15 protein-coding genes are annotated in these 17,123 nt (G+C 70.7%); 9 read left to right on the top strand and 6 right to left on the bottom strand.

Features of this window, described 5'->3' with window-relative positions; genetic code table 11:
* Positions 1 to 135 precede the first annotated feature (135 nt).
* Both K8640_RS24150 and K8640_RS24155 read left to right on the top strand, forming a co-directional pair.
* Positions 136 to 681, top strand: coding sequence for a GNAT family N-acetyltransferase (locus K8640_RS24150; protein WP_223749204.1), 546 nt, complete (start codon positions 136 to 138; stop codon positions 679 to 681).
* Between the two features lie 172 nt (positions 682 to 853).
* Positions 854 to 1,882, top strand: a complete 1,029-nt coding sequence (locus K8640_RS24155) for a pyridoxamine 5'-phosphate oxidase family protein (RefSeq protein ID WP_223749205.1) — start codon at positions 854 to 856, stop codon at positions 1,880 to 1,882.
* Positions 1,883 to 1,931: 49 nt separating this feature from the next.
* Here the strand turns inward: K8640_RS24155 and K8640_RS24160 are convergent, their stop codons facing one another.
* The gene (locus tag K8640_RS24160; protein WP_223749206.1) at positions 1,932 to 2,258 is read right to left on the bottom strand and encodes a DUF4286 family protein; all 327 of its coding nucleotides are present in this window, start codon (positions 2,256 to 2,258) and stop codon (positions 1,932 to 1,934) included.
* Positions 2,246 to 3,490: a DUF6068 family protein gene (locus K8640_RS24165; RefSeq protein ID WP_223749207.1), complete on the bottom strand. Its 1,245-nt coding sequence runs from the start codon at positions 3,488 to 3,490 to the stop codon at positions 2,246 to 2,248. Before K8640_RS24165 ends, K8640_RS24160 begins: the two co-directional genes overlap by 13 nt.
* Positions 3,491 to 3,598: 108 nt before the next feature.
* Between K8640_RS24165 and K8640_RS24170 the strand changes: the two genes are divergently transcribed.
* The gene (locus tag K8640_RS24170; protein WP_223749208.1) at positions 3,599 to 5,614 is read left to right on the top strand and encodes a hypothetical protein; all 2,016 of its coding nucleotides are present in this window, start codon (positions 3,599 to 3,601) and stop codon (positions 5,612 to 5,614) included.
* Positions 5,615 to 5,621: 7 nt separating this feature from the next.
* Here the strand turns inward: K8640_RS24170 and K8640_RS24175 are convergent, their stop codons facing one another.
* The 3 genes from K8640_RS24175 to K8640_RS24185 all read right to left on the bottom strand — a co-directional run bounded on the left by K8640_RS24175 (position 5,622) and on the right by K8640_RS24185 (position 8,406).
* Positions 5,622 to 7,304 carry an amidohydrolase gene (locus K8640_RS24175; RefSeq protein WP_223749209.1) on the bottom strand — a complete coding sequence of 561 codons (1,683 nt, stop codon included), beginning with the start codon at positions 7,302 to 7,304 and terminating at the stop codon, positions 5,622 to 5,624.
* A 121-nt stretch (positions 7,305 to 7,425) separates the two neighbouring features.
* On the bottom strand, positions 7,426 to 7,887 hold the full coding sequence (locus K8640_RS24180) for an SMI1/KNR4 family protein (RefSeq protein ID WP_223749210.1): 462 nt from the start codon (positions 7,885 to 7,887) through the stop codon (positions 7,426 to 7,428).
* Between the two features lie 3 nt (positions 7,888 to 7,890).
* Positions 7,891 to 8,406: a hypothetical protein gene (locus tag K8640_RS24185; protein ID WP_223749211.1), complete on the bottom strand. Its 516-nt coding sequence runs from the start codon at positions 8,404 to 8,406 to the stop codon at positions 7,891 to 7,893.
* A gap of 263 nt (positions 8,407 to 8,669) precedes the next feature.
* Here K8640_RS24185 and K8640_RS24190 point away from each other — a divergent pair, with 263 nt between their 5' ends.
* Complete coding sequence (locus K8640_RS24190; protein WP_305070676.1) at positions 8,670 to 9,590, top strand: alpha/beta fold hydrolase; 921 nt, start codon at positions 8,670 to 8,672, stop codon at positions 9,588 to 9,590.
* 109 nt (positions 9,591 to 9,699) lie between these two features.
* Positions 9,700 to 10,227 (top strand): hypothetical protein, encoded by a 528-nt coding sequence (locus K8640_RS24195; RefSeq protein WP_223749212.1) that lies wholly within the window; start codon positions 9,700 to 9,702, stop codon positions 10,225 to 10,227.
* 33 nt (positions 10,228 to 10,260) lie between these two features.
* Here the strand turns inward: K8640_RS24195 and rnz are convergent, their stop codons facing one another.
* A complete protein-coding gene (gene rnz / locus K8640_RS24200) occupies positions 10,261 to 11,184 on the bottom strand; it encodes a ribonuclease Z (protein ID WP_223749213.1) in 924 nt (307 codons plus the stop codon).
* Between the two features lie 115 nt (positions 11,185 to 11,299).
* Between rnz and K8640_RS24205 the strand changes: the two genes are divergently transcribed.
* The 4 genes from K8640_RS24205 to K8640_RS24220 all read left to right on the top strand — a co-directional run bounded on the left by K8640_RS24205 (position 11,300) and on the right by K8640_RS24220 (position 17,090).
* Positions 11,300 to 11,998 (top strand): DUF2293 domain-containing protein, encoded by a 699-nt coding sequence (locus tag K8640_RS24205; RefSeq protein WP_223749214.1) that lies wholly within the window; start codon positions 11,300 to 11,302, stop codon positions 11,996 to 11,998.
* A gap of 134 nt (positions 11,999 to 12,132) precedes the next feature.
* Positions 12,133 to 12,855 carry a TetR/AcrR family transcriptional regulator gene (locus K8640_RS24210; protein ID WP_223749215.1) on the top strand — a complete coding sequence of 241 codons (723 nt, stop codon included), beginning with the start codon at positions 12,133 to 12,135 and terminating at the stop codon, positions 12,853 to 12,855.
* Between the two features lie 38 nt (positions 12,856 to 12,893).
* Entirely contained in the window at positions 12,894 to 13,961 is a 1,068-nt protein-coding gene (locus tag K8640_RS24215; RefSeq protein WP_223749344.1) for an efflux RND transporter periplasmic adaptor subunit, read from the top strand.
* A gap of 12 nt (positions 13,962 to 13,973) precedes the next feature.
* Complete coding sequence (locus K8640_RS24220; protein WP_223749216.1) at positions 13,974 to 17,090, top strand: efflux RND transporter permease subunit; 3,117 nt, start codon at positions 13,974 to 13,976, stop codon at positions 17,088 to 17,090.
* The last annotated feature ends 33 nt before the right edge of the window (positions 17,091 to 17,123 follow it).

Below are 17,123 nucleotides of genomic sequence, written 5' to 3' on the forward strand. Positions count from 1 at the left end.
GTGTCATGTGCGTGCGAGAGGCACGCGGGTGCGTCACTCCTCGACGCCCTCCCTCGGAGGACTCGCGGGAGGCGCCTTGGGGGGCCTCCTGGCATGTCCCTTGAAGTCTCCCCGGGGTGAAGGGGGGAAGCCTGTATGCATGAGCGTCAGCTCATTCCGATGGATGTGGCGGGGACCGCGGTCCTGGTGGCGGCTCGGATGTTGTTGGAGGAGCCGGACGTCGAGGAGTTCTTCGGGTGGTGGCGGCCCGAGGCGGGAGGACGTCCGCCAGGGCGGTGGAGCGCGGCGGAGGGGACCCGGTTGTATGCCGTGGCCGAGCGGGGCAACGGCGTCATCGGCCTCGCGGCGCTGACCCACATCCGCCGGGAGGAGCACTACGCCCGCGTGTGCTGCTCCATCGTGGCGCAGCATCGCCAGAATGGCGCGGAGCACTGGACCCTGTCGGAGCTCATCCGCCAGGGCGTCAGTCTAGATGGACTGCGGCACCTGGAGACCTCCGTCCGTGCGGGTCACTCGACGTCGCTTTCGACCCTGGAGTCGCTCGGCTTCCGGCGCCTGGACGTTTCAGGCCAGCTGTCCGGCGACATGTCTCCGAGCGGGTATGTCTATCTCCGGTTGGATTTGCCCTCCGGGTCGGTGGGGTACTTCCCACGTGTCATCGCGCGCAATCTCTGCGCGTGACGCGGCCGCTGGCGGGAGACGGACTCCCGCCTCGCGCATTCCTGTCGCGGGTGGCGGCGCGTGAGCCGGCGCAGCGCCCTGGCGGGCCTGGCGGGCCGACGGGCCACCTCCAAGCGGCTTGGTTGGAGTTTGTGACTTTGCAAGTCAATCTCAAATTTGTATGCTTGGGTCCATGGCACGGGTCCAGACAGTCGAGGCGCTCGAAGGGGTGGTGGGCTCCCGCCCGCTGGGTGTGATGCTCAAGTCGCTGGACTCGCTGGATGACCACTGCCTCAGGCTGCTGGCGTGCTCGTCGTTCGCGGTGCTCGGCTATGTCGACGTGGATGGGCAGGGGCGCGCGACGGCGGTTGGCGGGTCTCTGGGGTTCGCGCGCGTCGTGGACCCGACGCACCTGGAACTGCGACTGGACGCGCCCATTCCGCTCAACCCCACCGTGGGCTGTGGCCTGCTGTTCTTCATCCCGGGCCTGGGCGAGACGCTGCGGGTCAACGGTCACGCGACGCTCGAAGGGCACACCCTGCACGTCACCGTGGAAGAAGCCTTCGTGCACTGCGCGAAGGCCATCATCCGCTCGGGGCTCTGGAAGTCACCGAAGCCCGCCACCTCGGACACTCGCGCCGCGGGCACCTGGAGTGGTGACCCCGAGGTGCACGACTGGCTGTCACGCACGCCCTTCGTCGCGCTGGCCTCGTGGGATGCGCAGGGCCTCGCGGATGTGAGCCCCAAGGGCGACCCCACGGGCTTCCTCCGACTCGACGGCACGCGCGTGGCCGTGCCCGACCGCCCCGGAAACCGTCGCACGGACACGTTCCACAATGTCCTCGAACAATCCCGTGTGGCCCTGCTCGCGCTCATCCCTGGCGAGACGCGCTTCCTGGAGGTCTCCGGCGTCGCCTCGCTCTCCACCGAGCCCTCGCTGCTGGCCTCGATGACCGTCGAGGGCAAGGTGCCGAAGATGGCGCTGCTGCTGGAGTCCCACGCGGCGCGTCTCCACGCCAGTCAGGCCATCGTCGACGCGGGGCTGTGGGACACCGCGCGTCACGTGCCCGCGAGCCAGCTCCCCAAGATGGCCGACGTGTTCGTCGACCACGTCCGGCGCAGCCCCCAGAAGGGCGCCGCCGCCGCGACGGTGCGCGCCCTCGTGTCCAGGAGGATGCTGAGCTGGGCGCTGGAGCAGGACTACAAGAAGAACCTGTACTGAGTCCGCGAGGGCTCCCGTGTCTCGCGACGCAGGGAGCCCTCGTGCACCGTCAGAACCGCTTCACCTCGGTCAACACCTGCCGCGAGTGCCGCGTCACCGTCCCGAAGCGCGCGAGCGACTCCGCGCGCAGGTGCTTCGCCGCGTCGCTCGTGGTGTAGCGCTGGAAGTCCGCCTCACTGGCCAGCTCGAAGTGACACACGTACCGGGTCCAGCCATCCGGGGCCCGCTCCGTGTCCTTCCACTTGCGGCACCCCAGGAACCCCGGCTCGCGCAGCACCTCGGGGACATGCGTCCCCTCGTGCCACTGGTTCCACGCGGCCTCCGCGCCGGGCTCCACCTCGATGACCACGGTGTACAGCGACGTCACGGCTGCCACGCACCGAAGCCCGTCAGCTTCGCGCCGCCCTGCGACTCACGCTTGCCCTTGGACGAGACGCGATAGGTGAAGTCCGACAGCGGCTCGAACCGCGCCTCGTGCGCCAGCCCGCCGAGCGTCTTCTCCCACGGGTCCGCGGCGAACAGCAGCGTGCGCACCTGCTTCGCGTTCGTCGGCCCCTCGTTGGCGTCCACCTGGAGCACCGGCACCCGCTTGGTGCCCACCGCCAGCGTCTCGCGCACGGCCGGCGCAGAGTTGGGGACCGCGGGCGGCCACTGCTTGGGCTCCAGCCCCAGCGAGATGAACGACAGCAGCACCTCCTCCAGCGGCATCACGCTCGCCTGCGAGAAGTCCTGGCACGGCGCCTCGTCCGTCGCGGGGTTCACCGGCGCCTCCGTGCGCAGCACGTAACCGGCCTCCGCCGACTGGCACGTGCGCAGCACCGTCTTCGTGCCCTCCGACTCCATCTCCCGGTCGAACCACGTGCCAGGACCCAGCGGCCACTCCAGGTCCGGCGCCATGCCCGCGCCCTCCTTGCCCTGGCGCATCGACACCAGCGTGAGCTGATGGCTGCCCGCGCCGCCGAAGCCCGACAGCGTGGTGCTCGCGTCGAGCAGCCCGTTCGTCAGGTACAGCGGCCCCGCGTCCACCGCGTACAGCCGGTTCTCCAGTGGACCATCCACCGGACGATTGTCGCGCAGATAACGCTTGGCCTCCCAGGTGCGGCCCGCGGCCGTGGGCTGCTCGGACGTCGCGGTGCCCTCGCGCGCCACCTCCAGCGGCCGGGAGGCCTCCACGCGCATGGGAATCGCCAGCCGCCGCGACAGCCGGGGCTGCGTCAGCTCACCGCCCTTGTCGCTCTGGAGCGTCAACGTCAGCCACACGCGCGAGCTCTCCACCGCCGCGACCTCCAGCGTCAACTGGCCCGCCGCGGCCGAGCCACCCTGCGCGTCGCGAGGCGGCGTGCGAATCGCGGAGAACGAATAGACGACCTGGTCGCCCACCCGGGCGCGGTGCCAGGCAGAGGTCCCCTTCGTCGAGGCAGGAGCCTCGGGCGCGGCGGTGCCCGTGGGCGTGTCCGTGGTGCTCCCGGACGTGCCGCCTTGCGTCACCGGCACACCATCAGTGGGGCCCGCGGCGCGGGGCTTCGTGCTCTCACAGCCGGAGCCGAGCGTCAGCGTCGCGCACAGGAGCGCGGAGCGGGACAGGAAGGAAGCGGAGGGCTTTCGCATTCGGGCGTCACCTCACGAGAAGGGCCTTGCGCGGCATTGCGCGACCCCAGGCGGGGCTTGATACACCGGGGGACAGGTCATCCCCAACTTCCTGGAGTTTCCGCGCTCATGCCCACCCCACTGTCCATCCGCCGGGTCGTCCTCTACAAGCATGGCGTCGGGTACTTCGAGCGCCGGGGCAGCGTCACGGGCAGCGACACCCTGCACCTGGACTTCAAGGCGCGGGACATGAACGACGTGCTCAAGTCGCTGACGGTGTTGGACCTGTCGGGCGGCTCGGTGTCGGCGGTGAGCTACGACTCGACGAAGCCGCTGGAGCAGCTGCTCGCGGAGGCCACCATCCGGATTCCAGAGGACGGCAGCCTCACGGCGCTGCTCGGGCAGATCAAGGGCGCGCGCGTGCGGGCGCGCGTGGGCGGCGGTCAGGTGGAGGGCGCCATCATCGGCCTGGAGTCGCTCGCGGTGGCCGCCGGTGAGACCAGCGTGGTGCGCCCGTTCCTGTCGCTGCTGGTGGGCGCGTCGCTGCGCACGTTCGACGTGCTGGACATCACCGAGCTGGAGTTCCTCGACGAGGCGGTGCGCAAGGATTTGGAGTTCTATCTGTCCACGGTGCTGTCCTCGTACAAGAAGGACAGCAAGCGCATGAGCATCCTCACCGCGGGCGAGGGTGAGCGCGAGGTGTTCGTCAGCTACGTGGTGGAAGCGCCTGTGTGGAAGACGAGCTACCGCATCCTCCTGGACGAGGGCGAGTCTCCGCTGCTCCAGGGCTGGGCGCTGGTGGACAACACGGGGGACGAGGACTGGGTGGACGTGGAGCTGGCGCTCGTCGCGGGCCTGCCGGTGTCGTTCGTGCACGACCTCTACAACCCCCGCTACATGAAGCGCCCCGTGGTGGAGGTGAGGACGGAGGCCGCCGCCGCGCCGGTGATTCCGGAGGAGAGCTACGCGAGCGCCCCGGCCGTGATGGATGAAGAGAGTGATGCCATGCCGATGATGGCCGAGCTGGCGCCCGCGCCGGCGATGGCGCCGGGCCGCTCCCGCTCGCTGATGCGAAGCAAGGGCGGAGCGACCTCCGGTGGTCCTGGTGGGCCCCGGCTGCGGGATGTGCTCGAGCAGCAGGGCGCGAAGGTGACGACGCTGACGAAGGACGTGGGGGACTTGTTCGAGTACGGCGTGGACCGGCCGGTGACGGTGCACCGCAACCAGAGCGCACTGGTGCCCATCCTGCACAAGTCGTTCGAGGGGCGTCGGGTGCTGCTCTACAACCGGGCCACGCGCGAGAAGAACCCGATGGCGTGCATCGAGCTGAAGAACACCACGGGCCTGACGCTGGAGGGCGGCCCGGTGACGGTGACGGAGGACGAGCGCTACGTGGGCGAGGCGATGCTCGACACGATGAAGCCGCAGGACACGCGCTTCGTGCCGTACGCGGTGGAGCTGGGCTGCGTCGTCACGGTGGAGGAGGGCGCCGAGGACGGGCCCGTCTTCCGCGTGGTGGTGAGCCACGGCAGCCTGATGGCCGAGTACCACAACGTGCGGCGCACGACGTACGTGGTGCGCAACAAGGCGCCCCGGCCGCAGGTGCTGTTCATCGAGCACCCGCGCATCGGCTGGGAGCTGGCCAAGGACATGCCCGCGCCCGAGGAGACGACGGACGGCTTCTGGCGCTTCAAGCGGACGCTGGCCGCGGGCGCGCAGGAGACGTTCGTGGTGTCCGAGCGCACCACGGGCCATCGGCACTACGCGCTGTCCTCGGTGGGGCCGGACGACGTGGCCTTCTTCCTGTCGCAGCGCTACGTGGACAAGGCGATGTCGGACGCGCTGCGGGAGGTGATTGCCATCCGCGAGCGCGTGGCCACGCTCACGCGCGACGAGCAGCAGCTCACCCAGGAGCGCGCGCAGCTCTTCAAGGACCAGGAGCGCATCCGCTCCAACATCGAGTCGCTCAAGAGCGGCGTGTCGCAGCGGGAGCTGGCCGAGCGCTTCGTGGCCAAGCTCAACGAGCAGGAGGACCGGCTGGAGGCCATCGCCCGCGAGCTGGAGCGGCTGGCGAAGGAGCGACAGGCGGCGCAGGAGGAGCTGCACCGCCGCGTCCAGTCGCTCAGCCTGGTGTCGAACCTCTAATCACGGCTCACGGGGTGGCGCGGTGGACTTCATCGCCGCCCACCACGGTGAGGTGGACCTGGGCGCCGGGCAGCTCGGAGACGGGCGCGTCCACGGGGTCCACGGACAGGGCGACGAAGTCCGCGTCCATGCCGGGCTGCAGTCGGCCTCGGCGCGCCTCGGCGAAGGAGGCGTAGGCGGCGCCCACGGTGAAGCCCTCCAGGGCCTCCTGTCCGCTGAGGCGCTGGTCGGCGTACCAGCCGCCCTCGGGCGTGCCTCGCGCGTCCTGGCGGGTGCGCGCGGCGTACAGGCCGGCGAGCACGTCGGGGCGCTCCACGGGGAAGTCGCTGCCCAGGGCGAGCACGGCGCCGGAGGACTTCAGGCGCTGCCATGCGTAGGCGCCGCGGATGCGCTCGGGACCCACGCGCGCCTCGGCCCAGGGCATGTCGCTGGTGGCGTGCGTGGGCTGCACGCTGGCGATGAGGCCGATGCGGCCCAGGCGGGTGATGTCATCCAGGCCCATGATTTGCGCGTGCTCCACGCGGTGGCGGCCCGCTTGGGTGGACGTGGCCTGCATCGCGCGCGCGAGGGTGTCGAGCACCAGGGTGTTGGCGCGGTCGCCGATGGCGTGGGTGCAGACCTGGAAGCCGGCGCGCATGAAGTCGGTGACGCGCTTCTCGTACTCCTCGGGGGTGAGGAGCAAGAGGCCGCGGTGGCCGGGCTCGTCGCTGTAGTCCTGGTGCAGGGCGGCGCCACGGCTGCCGAGCGCTCCGTCCAGCACGAGCTTCACCGCGCGCAGGGTGAGGCGCTCGCCCTGGTAGGGGCCCATGCGCAGGAACTCGGCGCGCTCGGGGGCCTGGCCGTCGGCCATGGCGTAGACGCGCAGGGGCAGCTTGCCTTCCTTGTCCATGCGCTGGAGCAGCTGGAAGGTGGCCAGGTCCATGCCGGCGTCGTGCACGCCGGTGAGGCCCACGCGCGCGGCGCGGTTGAGGGCGGCGGTGAGCTGCGCGGTGCGCTCGGCCTCGGTGAGGGGCGGCAGCACGGCGTGAATCAGGCCGATGGCGTTGTCGACGAGGATGCCGGTGGGCTCGCCGTTGGCGTCGCGGAGGATGCGGCCGCCGTTGGGGTCCTGGGTGGCGCGGGTGATGTTCGCGCGGCGCAGCGCCTCGCTGTTGACCCAGGCGGCGTGGCCGTCGATGCGCGTGAGGTACACGGGCGTGCGCGGGTGCTTGGCGTCGAGGTCCTGTCGGGTGGGGAAGGTCTTCTCGGGCCAGTCGTTCTGGTCCCAGCCTTGTCCGACGAGCCACTCGCCCTGGTAGGAGGTGCTCGGCGCGTTGGCGACGCGGGCGAGGGCCTCTTCCTTGGTGGTGGCGCCGAGCAAGGTGACGGTGGCCTCCCACTGACCGAGGGAGGACAGGTGTCCGTGCGAGTCGGTGAGGCCGGGGACGATGGTGGCGGAGCCCAGGTCCACGACGCGCGCGCCGGGACCGGCGGCGGCGAGCACCTCGTCACGGGTGCCGGTGGCGAGCACCTTGCCGTCGCGGACGGCGAGGGCCTCGACGACGGGGCGGCCCGGGTCGAGGGTGCGCACGCGCGCCGCCACATAGACGGAGGTGCCCGCGGTGTCCGGGCGCGGGGTGTTCCGCGTGCAGCCGCCGAGGAGGGAGAGGAGCAGTACCGCACCGAGGAGCCCGCCGATTCGTCGCAGCATCGTTTCGCGCACCTGTCTGGATGGAGGGCCGCCCCGAGCCTGGGGCGGGCGCGCGACACTCTGGCGCACCCGGTGGTCGGGGGCCAGTCTGCTCACGAAGACCGAGCGTTCGGCATGGGCGCTAGTTGTTCTGGAGCCAGTAGAGCTTGTCGCCGCTGGCCAGCGCCCTGGAGAGGAACTCCTGGAGCGACGCGGCCACCTGTCGGACCTGCGGATAGGTCTCGTGGTACGCGTCGAGCATCGGATACGGCGCGGACTGGGACACATCCACGAGGATGAAGTCACTGTCCTGGCAGTCCACGAGCGTCCACCAACTGGCGGGGCCCATGCTGTCGTCGTCGACGTCGCGCATCCTCACGCGTGCGCGCGCAATCTCCGCGAGGGACTGGATGGAGTAGTTGGCATTGGGGAGCGGTCGGAACAGCTCCGCGCCATTGCAGCGCAGATAGAAGGCACGCAGCTCGGGGCCGAGTCGCCAACCGGCGCGTGCCTCGAACTCGGCGATGTCGCGCTCCGTGGCCGGCGGGTGCGGGTAGTGCTCACGCACCACGGTGTCGATGAGTTGGTCGAGCTTCGGGGGCATGGCTCAGTCGCTGTAGGGAAGGTCGGGCCCGATGGCGGACCATCGACCGCCGCGGGAGTAGCACTGAGGATAGGCGCTGGTGATGGTCTTGTGGACGTTGTCCGGCACGGGCATGACGTTGCGTGGGTCCGTGGGATGGCCTCCGTGGGCAAGGTCACGGATGTGATGTCCTGGCCAGTTGTGTCCGGAGGCGGTGACGGGCCACTCACCGAACTCCGTGGCCCAGGCGGCACGATACGCATCGCGCGCGGCGGCCCAGAGCTGACGGCTGCTCTCCGGATTGACGGTGGTGTAGTCGCAGCAGCAATGCGTCAGCGCATAGCGGGTGCCAGCCTCGGCGGGAAGATACGCCCACCGACCGGACCAGTCGCCCTTGAGGTCCGCGAGCCAGATGCAGCCGAGGAGTACGCGCCCTTCGGCTGTGCATCGTCGCTCACACTGGGCCATCCAGCGCGCATTGCACAGCCAGGGGCCGTAGTAGATGGCATAGCGCACGGTGCCGCCATCCGGAGTCGTCACCGGAGGCCCCTCCCATTTGGCGGACGCGGGAGGGCCGACAGCTCCTACTGTCGCGGAGCCGCACGCGGACGTCAGGCATACACCCAAGGCCAACAGGAGCGGCCGGATGGTCATGCAACGGATGCTATACGGGCTCTTGCCGAGCCGGTTGTTCTTGCACTCAGGATGAGTGAGTCCAGGACTCTTCGCCCGTTGATGAGTCATGGACGCAAGGCCTTCCGCATGAGTCCGCCCCATCTCTCGGACTGCTAGCTTGCGTCCTCATGGACACCGACACCCCCGCGCTCGCCTCGCTGTCCATTCCCCTGGCCTCGCTGCGCATGCAGGCCTTGGAGGCGGGGCCCGCGGACGGCCCGCTCATCCTCCTGCTGCACGGCTTCCCCGAGCTGTCGGAGAGCTGGCGTGACGTGCTGCCCGTGCTCGGCGCGGCGGGCTACCACGCCGTGGCCCCGGACCTGCGCGGCTATGGCGGCACGGACCGTCCCCGGAAGGGCTACGACCTCGACACGCTCGCCGAGGACATCTACCAGCTCGCCCGCCACCTCCAGCCCGACCGCCCCATCCACCTCGTGGGCCACGACTGGGGCGGCGGCATCGCCTACCACGTGGCCGCCACCCGCCCGGACATCGTCGCCACCCTCACCGTCGTCAACTGTCCCCACCCCTCCGTCCTGCTGCGCCGCATCTGGCGCCCCGCCCAGCTGCGCCGCTCCTGGTACATGTTCTTCTTCCAGCTCCCCTGGCTCCCCGAGCGCGCCCTGTCCGCGAACAACGGCGCCCGCGTCCCGGGTCTCATTCGCCGGGGCATGTCCCGCAACTCCCAGGTCAGCGACGCGCGCCTCGCCCCCTACGCCCAGAACCTCTCCCACCCGGACGCCGCCCGCGCCGCCGTGGATTACTACCGCCAGTCCTTCCGCGACCTCCTCACCCCCAACGGCGCCCGCCGCCTCCTCCAGGGCTACCCCCGCATCCGCGCCCCCTTCCGCCTGGTCTGGGCCGAGGAGGACCGCGCCCTGGGCCGCGAGCTCACCCACGACCTGGAGCCCTGGTTCGAGCTGCCTCCCCAGGTGCGCTTCCTCCCAGGCGTGGGCCACTTCGCTCCCCTGGAGGCGCCCGCCCTGGTTTCCGCGCAGATCCTCGAACACGTGGGCACACACCCGCCCCAGCCCATACGCCGAGCGTAGACAGACACGGAGGAGATGGTTGTCCCCGGCAACCTTCCCCCCGGGGACTTGGCGGCGGGGCGGGGGTGAGGGATGTTCCGGCCGTCTCACATTCCCTGGAGTCAAGCGCATGAACCCGTCCCAGTCCCGCCTCGGGGCGTTGTCGTTGCTCGTCGTCGCCGCCCTCTGTCTGACCTCCGCCACCGGCTGCGCCGGCCGCCGCCGCGAGGCCTTCCTCAACGACAAGGCGCGCACCCACGTCTACCGCAAGCCCGCCGCCGAGGTCTGGCCGCAGGCCATCGCCCTCCTCAAGGAGAAGGGCTACTCCATGCGCGCGGGCAAGGACGGCTTCGAGGCGTCCACCGAGTGGCTCATGCACGGCGCCCCCTCGTCGCTGGGCACCACCCAGGTGCGCTACCTGGTGAAGGCCGTCGAGCGCGGCCCCGGCCAGTGCGCCATCGAGTACTACAAGCAGCTGTCCACCGAGTCCCGCGGCGCCCAGAGCGGCGGCCGCCAGCAGTCGGAGTTCAACGACCCGGCCCCCCGCGCCGACGGCACCACCTTCAACCGCGACCCGGAGATGGAGTGGGAGCTCTTGCAGAAGGTGGACGCGGAGTCGGCCACCGCCCTGCGCGCCGAGGCGGAGAAGATCCAGTAACGAAGCCGAGCGTCCCCGAGGAGCCGCCGCGCGTCAGTCGCGCAGCGGCAGCTCCAGGGTGAAGCCGTCGTACGCCACCTCACAGGGCCCCTTGTACTCCTCGCGCGCCTGCGCGAGCAGCTTCGCGGGGTCCGTGTCGTGGCGACTGGACAGGTGGGTGAGCACCAGCCGGCGTGCTCCCGCCTCGCGGGCCACCCGCGCCGCCTCGCGCGCCGTGGAGTGATGCGTCTCCAGCGCCCGCGCCTGCTCGTCGTCGGAGAAGGTGGACTCGTGGATGAGCAGGTCCGCGTCCTGGGCCGCCTTCACCACCGCGGCGCACGGCCGCGTGTCCCCGGAGATGACCAGCTTGCGCCCCGGCCGAGGCGCGCCCAGCACGTCCTCGGGCTTCACCACGCGCCCGTCCTCCAGCGTGACGCTCTCGCCCTTCTGCAGCTTGCCGAAGTGGGGCCCCGACGGCACGCCCAGCTCGCGCGCCTTCTCCAGGTTGAAGCGCCCCGGCCGCTCGTCCTCCACCAGCGCGTACGCCAGCGCGTTGATGCGGTGGTCCACGCCGATGGCGTGCAGCGCGTACCCGTTGCGCCGCACCACGTCGCCGTCCTTCACCTCGTGGATTTCGACGGGGAAGGACATGGCCTCCACGCCCAGGTGCACCGCCTGGTGCAGCAGGCGCCGGGCCGGGGGCGGGCCGTACAGGTGGATGGCGTGCTCGCGCCCCATCATCCCCAGCGTGCGCAGGAAGCCGATGATTCCCAGGTAGTGGTCGGCGTGGAAGTGCGTGAAGAAGACCGCGTCCACCGTGAAGCCGGTGCCGAAGCGCACCATCTGCCGCTGGCTGCCCTCGCCGCAGTCGAACAGCAGCAGGTCCGTGTCCGCCTTCACCGCGAGGCCCGACAGGTTGCGGTGCAGGGTGGGTTGGGCGGCGGAGGTGCCGAGGAAGGTGAGCCTGAGGAGGGACATGCCGGCACTTCCCACGCGAAGAGTGTCTCCCGCGCCCGGACCGCCAGGGCGCGAGGCGCCATTTAGCAGGCTTTGGACCCGCCCGTGCTATGTGAGCCGCCCCCCAGACACCGCCATGCCCGAATCCCTGACGTTCGCCCCCACCTCGGACCCCCGCCGCGTGCGTGCCCCGGATGGCCGCGTGCTCTCCGTGCCGGAGGGCTGGGTCCTGCTGCCCCCCGGTGACGCCGGGCTCACCCGCCGCGTGAAGGCCGCGGGCCCCACCTGGACGGTGGTGGAGAAGGTGGGCCGCAAGCTCTTCTCCCGAGGCGTGTGGGCCCCCGAGCCGCACATCCTCCAGGCCAAGGCCGCGCTGGACGCCGAGCGCGCCACCCCCGCCTACGCCAGGAAGCTGGCCGCCGGCCGCGACCGGCGCGCCCGTGAGCAGGAGCAGTACGAGGTCGACTTCGCCAACAGCGTCCTGCGCTTCCTCGCCTTCTCCCCCGCGTGGCTGGCCCACGCCAAGAAGCTGGCCGTGCTCGTCTCCGCGCACGCCACCCCCGTGGGCAGCGGCACCGTGGCCCGGACGGAGCGCATCCCCGTGGAGCGCCGCGCCGAGGCCGCCGTCATCGCCTGGATGCGCCACCAGACGACCCAGTACGACGACATGAGCATCGCCCGCGTGAAGGGCGCCCGGCGTGAGGTGCGCCGCGAGCTGGCGGAAATCTCCCGCGCCGTGCTGGACCTGCACCGCCGCGACGTGCCCCACGGCCCCTCCGCGTGTCCGCTGTGCACCGCCCTGGCGCGTGTGGGAGCGGGTACTCCCCAGCCCTGAGCCCGGCCTCCGGGGTGGAATGACGGTGGGGTTTCTGACCCGCCGTTCACTCACATTGCGTCATTACTGACCGGCGGGTTAATAACGGGTCCGTCATGCCGAGACCCGCGGACCCCCACGCCAGGGAAGCCCTGATGACCGCCGCCCGGGCGGAGTTCGCCCGCAAGGGGCTGCGCGGGGCGCGCATCGAGGACATCACCGCCGCGTGCGGGCTCTCCAAGGGCGCCTTCTATCTGCACTTCGAGTCGAAGGAGGCGCTGTTCGCCGAGGTGCTGACCTCGCTCGAGACGCGGCTCAACTCGCTGAACACGCGGCGGATGGAGGCGGTGGAGCGCCACTTCCGCGAGCAGGGGCTGCCCGGCCCCCGGGACAGGCGGGATTTCATCGAACGCTACCAGCGCTTCTTCCAGACCGAAATCGACTTCGATTTGGAGTCGCTGGAGCTGATGTGGTCCCACCGGGACATCGTCGCGGTGCTCGTCAGCGGCAGCCAGGGCACGCCCTTCGAGTCGCTCTTGTGGCGCATGACGGACGCGCAGGTGGAGCGCGTGGCGCGCGACTTCCGGCGGATGCAGGAGGCGGGGGCGGCGGACTCGGAGATGGATGCGCGCCTGTTCGCCTCGTTCATCGTCGGCGCGTACGTGCTGCTCGCGCAGCGCATGGTCCACCTGCAGCAGAAGCCGGACCTGACGGCCTGGGCGCACACGCTCCAGCGCCTGTGTGAAGGCGGCACGGTGCCGCGCTTCGAGCCCTCCGCTGTCGCCCGGCCCTCCGTACGCGCGCAGCGGCCCAAGACTTCCACGCGACGGGCACCCGCCCGCGCGAAGACCCGTCACACCCCGAGGAAACGTCCGTGAACCTCCCCAGCAACCCCCGCGCCCCCAGGGCGCTCGCCATGGCGGGGCTCGTCGCCGCGACGCTGTCCGTGTCCGCCTGCTCCCGCGCGGATGCGTCCTCCACGCCCGCCGCCGGAGCCAAGACGGAGGCCGCGCCGCCGTCCGTGAAGCTGGTGTCCGCGCGCACGGTGAAGGCCGCGCCGCGCGAGGAGGTGACGGGCACGCTGTTCCCCGCGCAGATGCTCCAGGTGGGCTTCGAGGTGGGCGGGCGGCTGGCCGCGGTGAAGGTGGGCAAGGGGACGGTGGTGAAGAAGGGGGACGTGCTGGGGCAGCTGGACGTGGAGATCTCCGACGCGCAGGTGGCGCAGGCGGAGGCCGCGGTGGCGGCGGCGCAGGCGGGGGCGGACATGGCGGCGGACGTGGCCGCGCGCAACCAGACGCTGCAGAAGGAGGGCGGGGTGAGTGATTTGCAGAACCGCTCCACCGCGGCGCAGGCGGCGCAGGCCCAGGCGCAGCTGCTCGCGGCCAAGGCGCAGCTGGCGCAGGCGCGGGCGGCCCGGCGTCGGCACGACTTGAAGGCGCCCTTCGAGGGGACGCTCATCGACGCGCCGGAGCAGACGGGCGCCACGGTGGGGCCGGGCACGCCGCTGTTCAACCTGGAGCGGCTGGACACGCTCCTGCTCAAGACGACGGTGGCGGAGTCGCTGCGCGCCCGGCTCAAGCCCGGGCAGAAGGTGCGGGTGGAGGCCATCGCCGGCGGCGCCTTCACCGAGGACGCGGTGGTGCGCACCATCCTGCCCTCCGCGGACCCGGCCACGCGTCGGGTGCCGGTGGAGCTGGCGGTGCCCAACGCGGACGGCCGCTTCGTGGCGCACACGCTGGCGCGCGCGGTGCTCCAGCTGGGGGATGACCAGGACGCGCGGGTGGTGCCGGGCTCGGCGCTGTCCTCGGCGAACGGGGACCACGTGCTCATCGTCGGCTCGGGCGGCGAGGTGAAGCGGGTGGACGTGCAGGTGCTGGAGCGGCGCGAGCGCGAGGTGGTGGTGCTGGCGCGCTCCGAGTTCGAGTCGGTCATCGACCACCCCACGCCGAGCCTGTCGCAGGGCTCGCGCGTCACCGTGAAGTAGAGGGACGCCGCCATGCTCCTGAGCGACGTCTCCATCCGTCGGCCCGTCTTCACCACGATGCTGTCGCTGTGCCTCGTCGTCCTCGGCCTGATGGGCCTGGGGCGGCTGGGCACGGACCTGTATCCGGACGTGGCCTTCCCCGTCGTGGTCGTCAGCACCGTCTACAAGGGCGCGGGTCCGGGCGAAATCGAGACCCAGGTCGTCAAGCCCATCGAGGATGCCGTCGCGGGCATCAGCGGCGTGGACAAGATCCACTCCTGGAGCCGCGAGAACCTGAGCACGGTGGTGGTGCAGTTCAAGCTGTCCACCAACATCGACCGCGCGGTGCAGGAGGTGCGCGACAAGGTGGCGGGCATCGCCAACAAGCTGCCGCAGACGGCGGACGCGCCGGTGGTGGGCCGGGTGGACCTGTCTGCCACGCCCATCCTCACGTACGCGGTGTCCGCGGACCTGCGCTCCCAAGATTTGCGCCGGCTCATCGATGACCGCATCAAGCCCGCGCTCGCGCAGCTGGAGGGCGTGGCGGAGGTGCGAATCACGGGCGGCGACACGCGCGAGATTCAAATCGACCTGGACCTGGACAAGGCGCGCTCGGCGGGCGTGTCCCCGCTGGAGATCGCGCAGCGGGTGGGAGCGGAGAACCTGGACCTGCCGGCGGGCCGGCTGCAGCTGGGCTCGAGCGAGCTGACGGTGCGCTCGCTGGGGCAGTTCAAGGACGTGGAGGAGATCCGCCGGTTGCCGGTGGCGCGCAGCCGCACGGGCGCGCAGGTGCGGCTGGAGGAGATTGCGACGGTGACGGACGGGGTGGCGGAGCGGCGCACGGTGGCGCGGCTCAACGGGCAGGACGCCGTCATCCTGGACGTGGTGAAGCAGCCGGGCTCCAACACCATGGCGGTGAGCGACAACGTCAAGCGCGTGCTCAAGGACATGGGGCCGGAGGTGGGGCAGGGCTTCACGGCGCGGCTGCTCATCGACCAGTCGGACCTCATCAAGGAGAACGCGCACGAGGTGTGGGTGGCGCTCATCTTCGGCGGCGCGATGGCGGTGCTCATCATCCTGCTGTTCCTGCTGGATGGTCGCGGCACGTTCATCTCCGCGCTGGCGCTGCCCACGTCGGTGCTGGGGACGTTCTTCGCGATGTACCTCTTGGACTACACGCTCAACCAGATGACGCTCCTGGGGTTGTCGCTGGCCATCGGTCTGCTCATCGACGACGCGGTGGTGGTGCGCGAGGCGATCACCCACCGGCTGGAGAAGGGCGAGGACCCGATGAGCGCGGCGGCGAACGGCACGCGCGACGTCGGCCTCGCGGTGCTGGCGACGACGCTGTCGCTGGTGGCGGTGTTCGTGCCGGTGGCGTTCATGCCGGGCATCGTCGGTCAGTTCTTCAAGCAGTTCGGCATCACGATTTCGGTCGCCGTGCTCATCTCGCTGTTCATCTCCTTCACGCTGGACCCGATGCTGTCGGCGCGGCTCGCCAAGCAGCGCAGGCCGGGCGAGGTGCACAAGGACAACGCGGTGGCGGCGTGGCTGCGCGCCTTCCTGGACGGCACGGAGCGCGTGTACGAGCGCATCCTGCGCTGGGTGCTCGCGCACAAGTGGCTGACGACGGGCATCACCGTGGTGGTGCTGGTGGTGTCGTTCGGCGCGTCGAGCCGGCTGGGGTTGGAGTTCCTGTCGGCGGAGGACCGCTCGCAGTTCATGGTGGATTTGCAGCTGCCGGACTCGGCGAGCATCGCGGAGACGGAGTCGCGCACGGGGGAGGCGGAGGAGCTGCTGCGCAAGCTGCCGGAGGTGACGGCGGTCTACTCGGTGGTGGGCACCAACGGCGACGTGAACAAGGCTCGGCTGCGCGTGCTGACGGTGGGCAAGGGCGAGCGCACCAAGGGCATCCCGCAGTTGAAGGAGGAGGCGCGCGAGCTGCTCGCGGGGCTGGTGGCCACGCGGGTGAACCTGAGCGACCCGCCCATCCTCGAGGGCATGGGGGGGGACTTCTATCCCATCATGGTGCGGGTGACGGGGCCGGACCTGGCGCGGGTGCAGGTGGAGGCGGAGCGAATCGCCGACATCCTGCGCAAGCTGGAGGGGACGGCGGACGTGCGGGTGGAGGCGAATCCGCCCAAGCCGGAGCTCCAGGTGCACATCGACCGGGCGCGGGCGAGCGACGCGGACGTCAACGCGGCGGGGCTGGCGACGCAGCTGCGGCTGGCGATTGGCGGCGACGTGGTGGCGAAGCTGCGCGAGGGCACGACGGAGACGGACATCCGGGTGCGGCTGGCGGAGAAGGACCGGAGCACGCCGGAGCGGGTGCGGCAGCTGGAGGTGTTCACGCCCCGGGGCCTGAGGCCGGTGACGGACGTGGCGAGCGTGGAGCTGCGGGATGGGCCGAGCGTCATCGAGCACGAGAACCGCGAGCGGCAGATTGCCGTGTTCTCACAGCTGGGCAAGGGCGCGGCGCTGGGCAACATCGCGGCGAAGCTGAAGGAGCAGGTGGCGCTGGCGCCGCTGCCGCCGGGGTACACGATTGTCTACGACGGCCAGATGAAGAGCATGGATGAGCAGAACGAGGCGTTCGGCACGGCCTTCATGCTGGCGTTCGTGTTCATCTACATGGTGCTGGCGAGCCAGTTCGAGTCCTTCAAGCACCCGTTCACCATCATGGCGTCCTTGCCGCTGGCGCTGGTGGGCGCGTTGTTGGGATTGGTGCTGACGGGCTACCACCTGTCGATGGGCGCGATGATTGGCATCATCCTGTTGATGGGATTGGTGACGAAGAACGCGATTCTGCTCATCGACGGAGCGTTGCAGCACCTGCGCGAGGGTGACTCGGTGGACGAGGCGCTGATGAAGGCGGGGCCTCGTCGGTTGCGTCCGATCCTGATGACGAGCGCGGCGATGGCGATTGCCATGGTGCCGACGGCGGTGGGCACGGGGACGGGCTCGGAGTTCCGGGCACCCATGGCCATCTCGGTGATTGGCGGCGTCATCACGTCCACGTTCCTGACGCTGCTGGTGGTGCCGGTGGTGTTCGCGGCGATGGAGCGGGTGGGGCGCTTCGGTCGCAAGAAGACGCCCGCGGCCGGGCCCGCCGTGAAGCCAGTGGCGTCCGGGCCCAGTCAGGCCGCGTGACACCGTCTGTGTGAAACACGGGGCCCGAGGCGG

This window comes from Myxococcus sp. XM-1-1-1, assembly GCF_020037095.1.
Classification (GTDB): domain Bacteria; phylum Myxococcota; class Myxococcia; order Myxococcales; family Myxococcaceae; genus Myxococcus; species Myxococcus fulvus.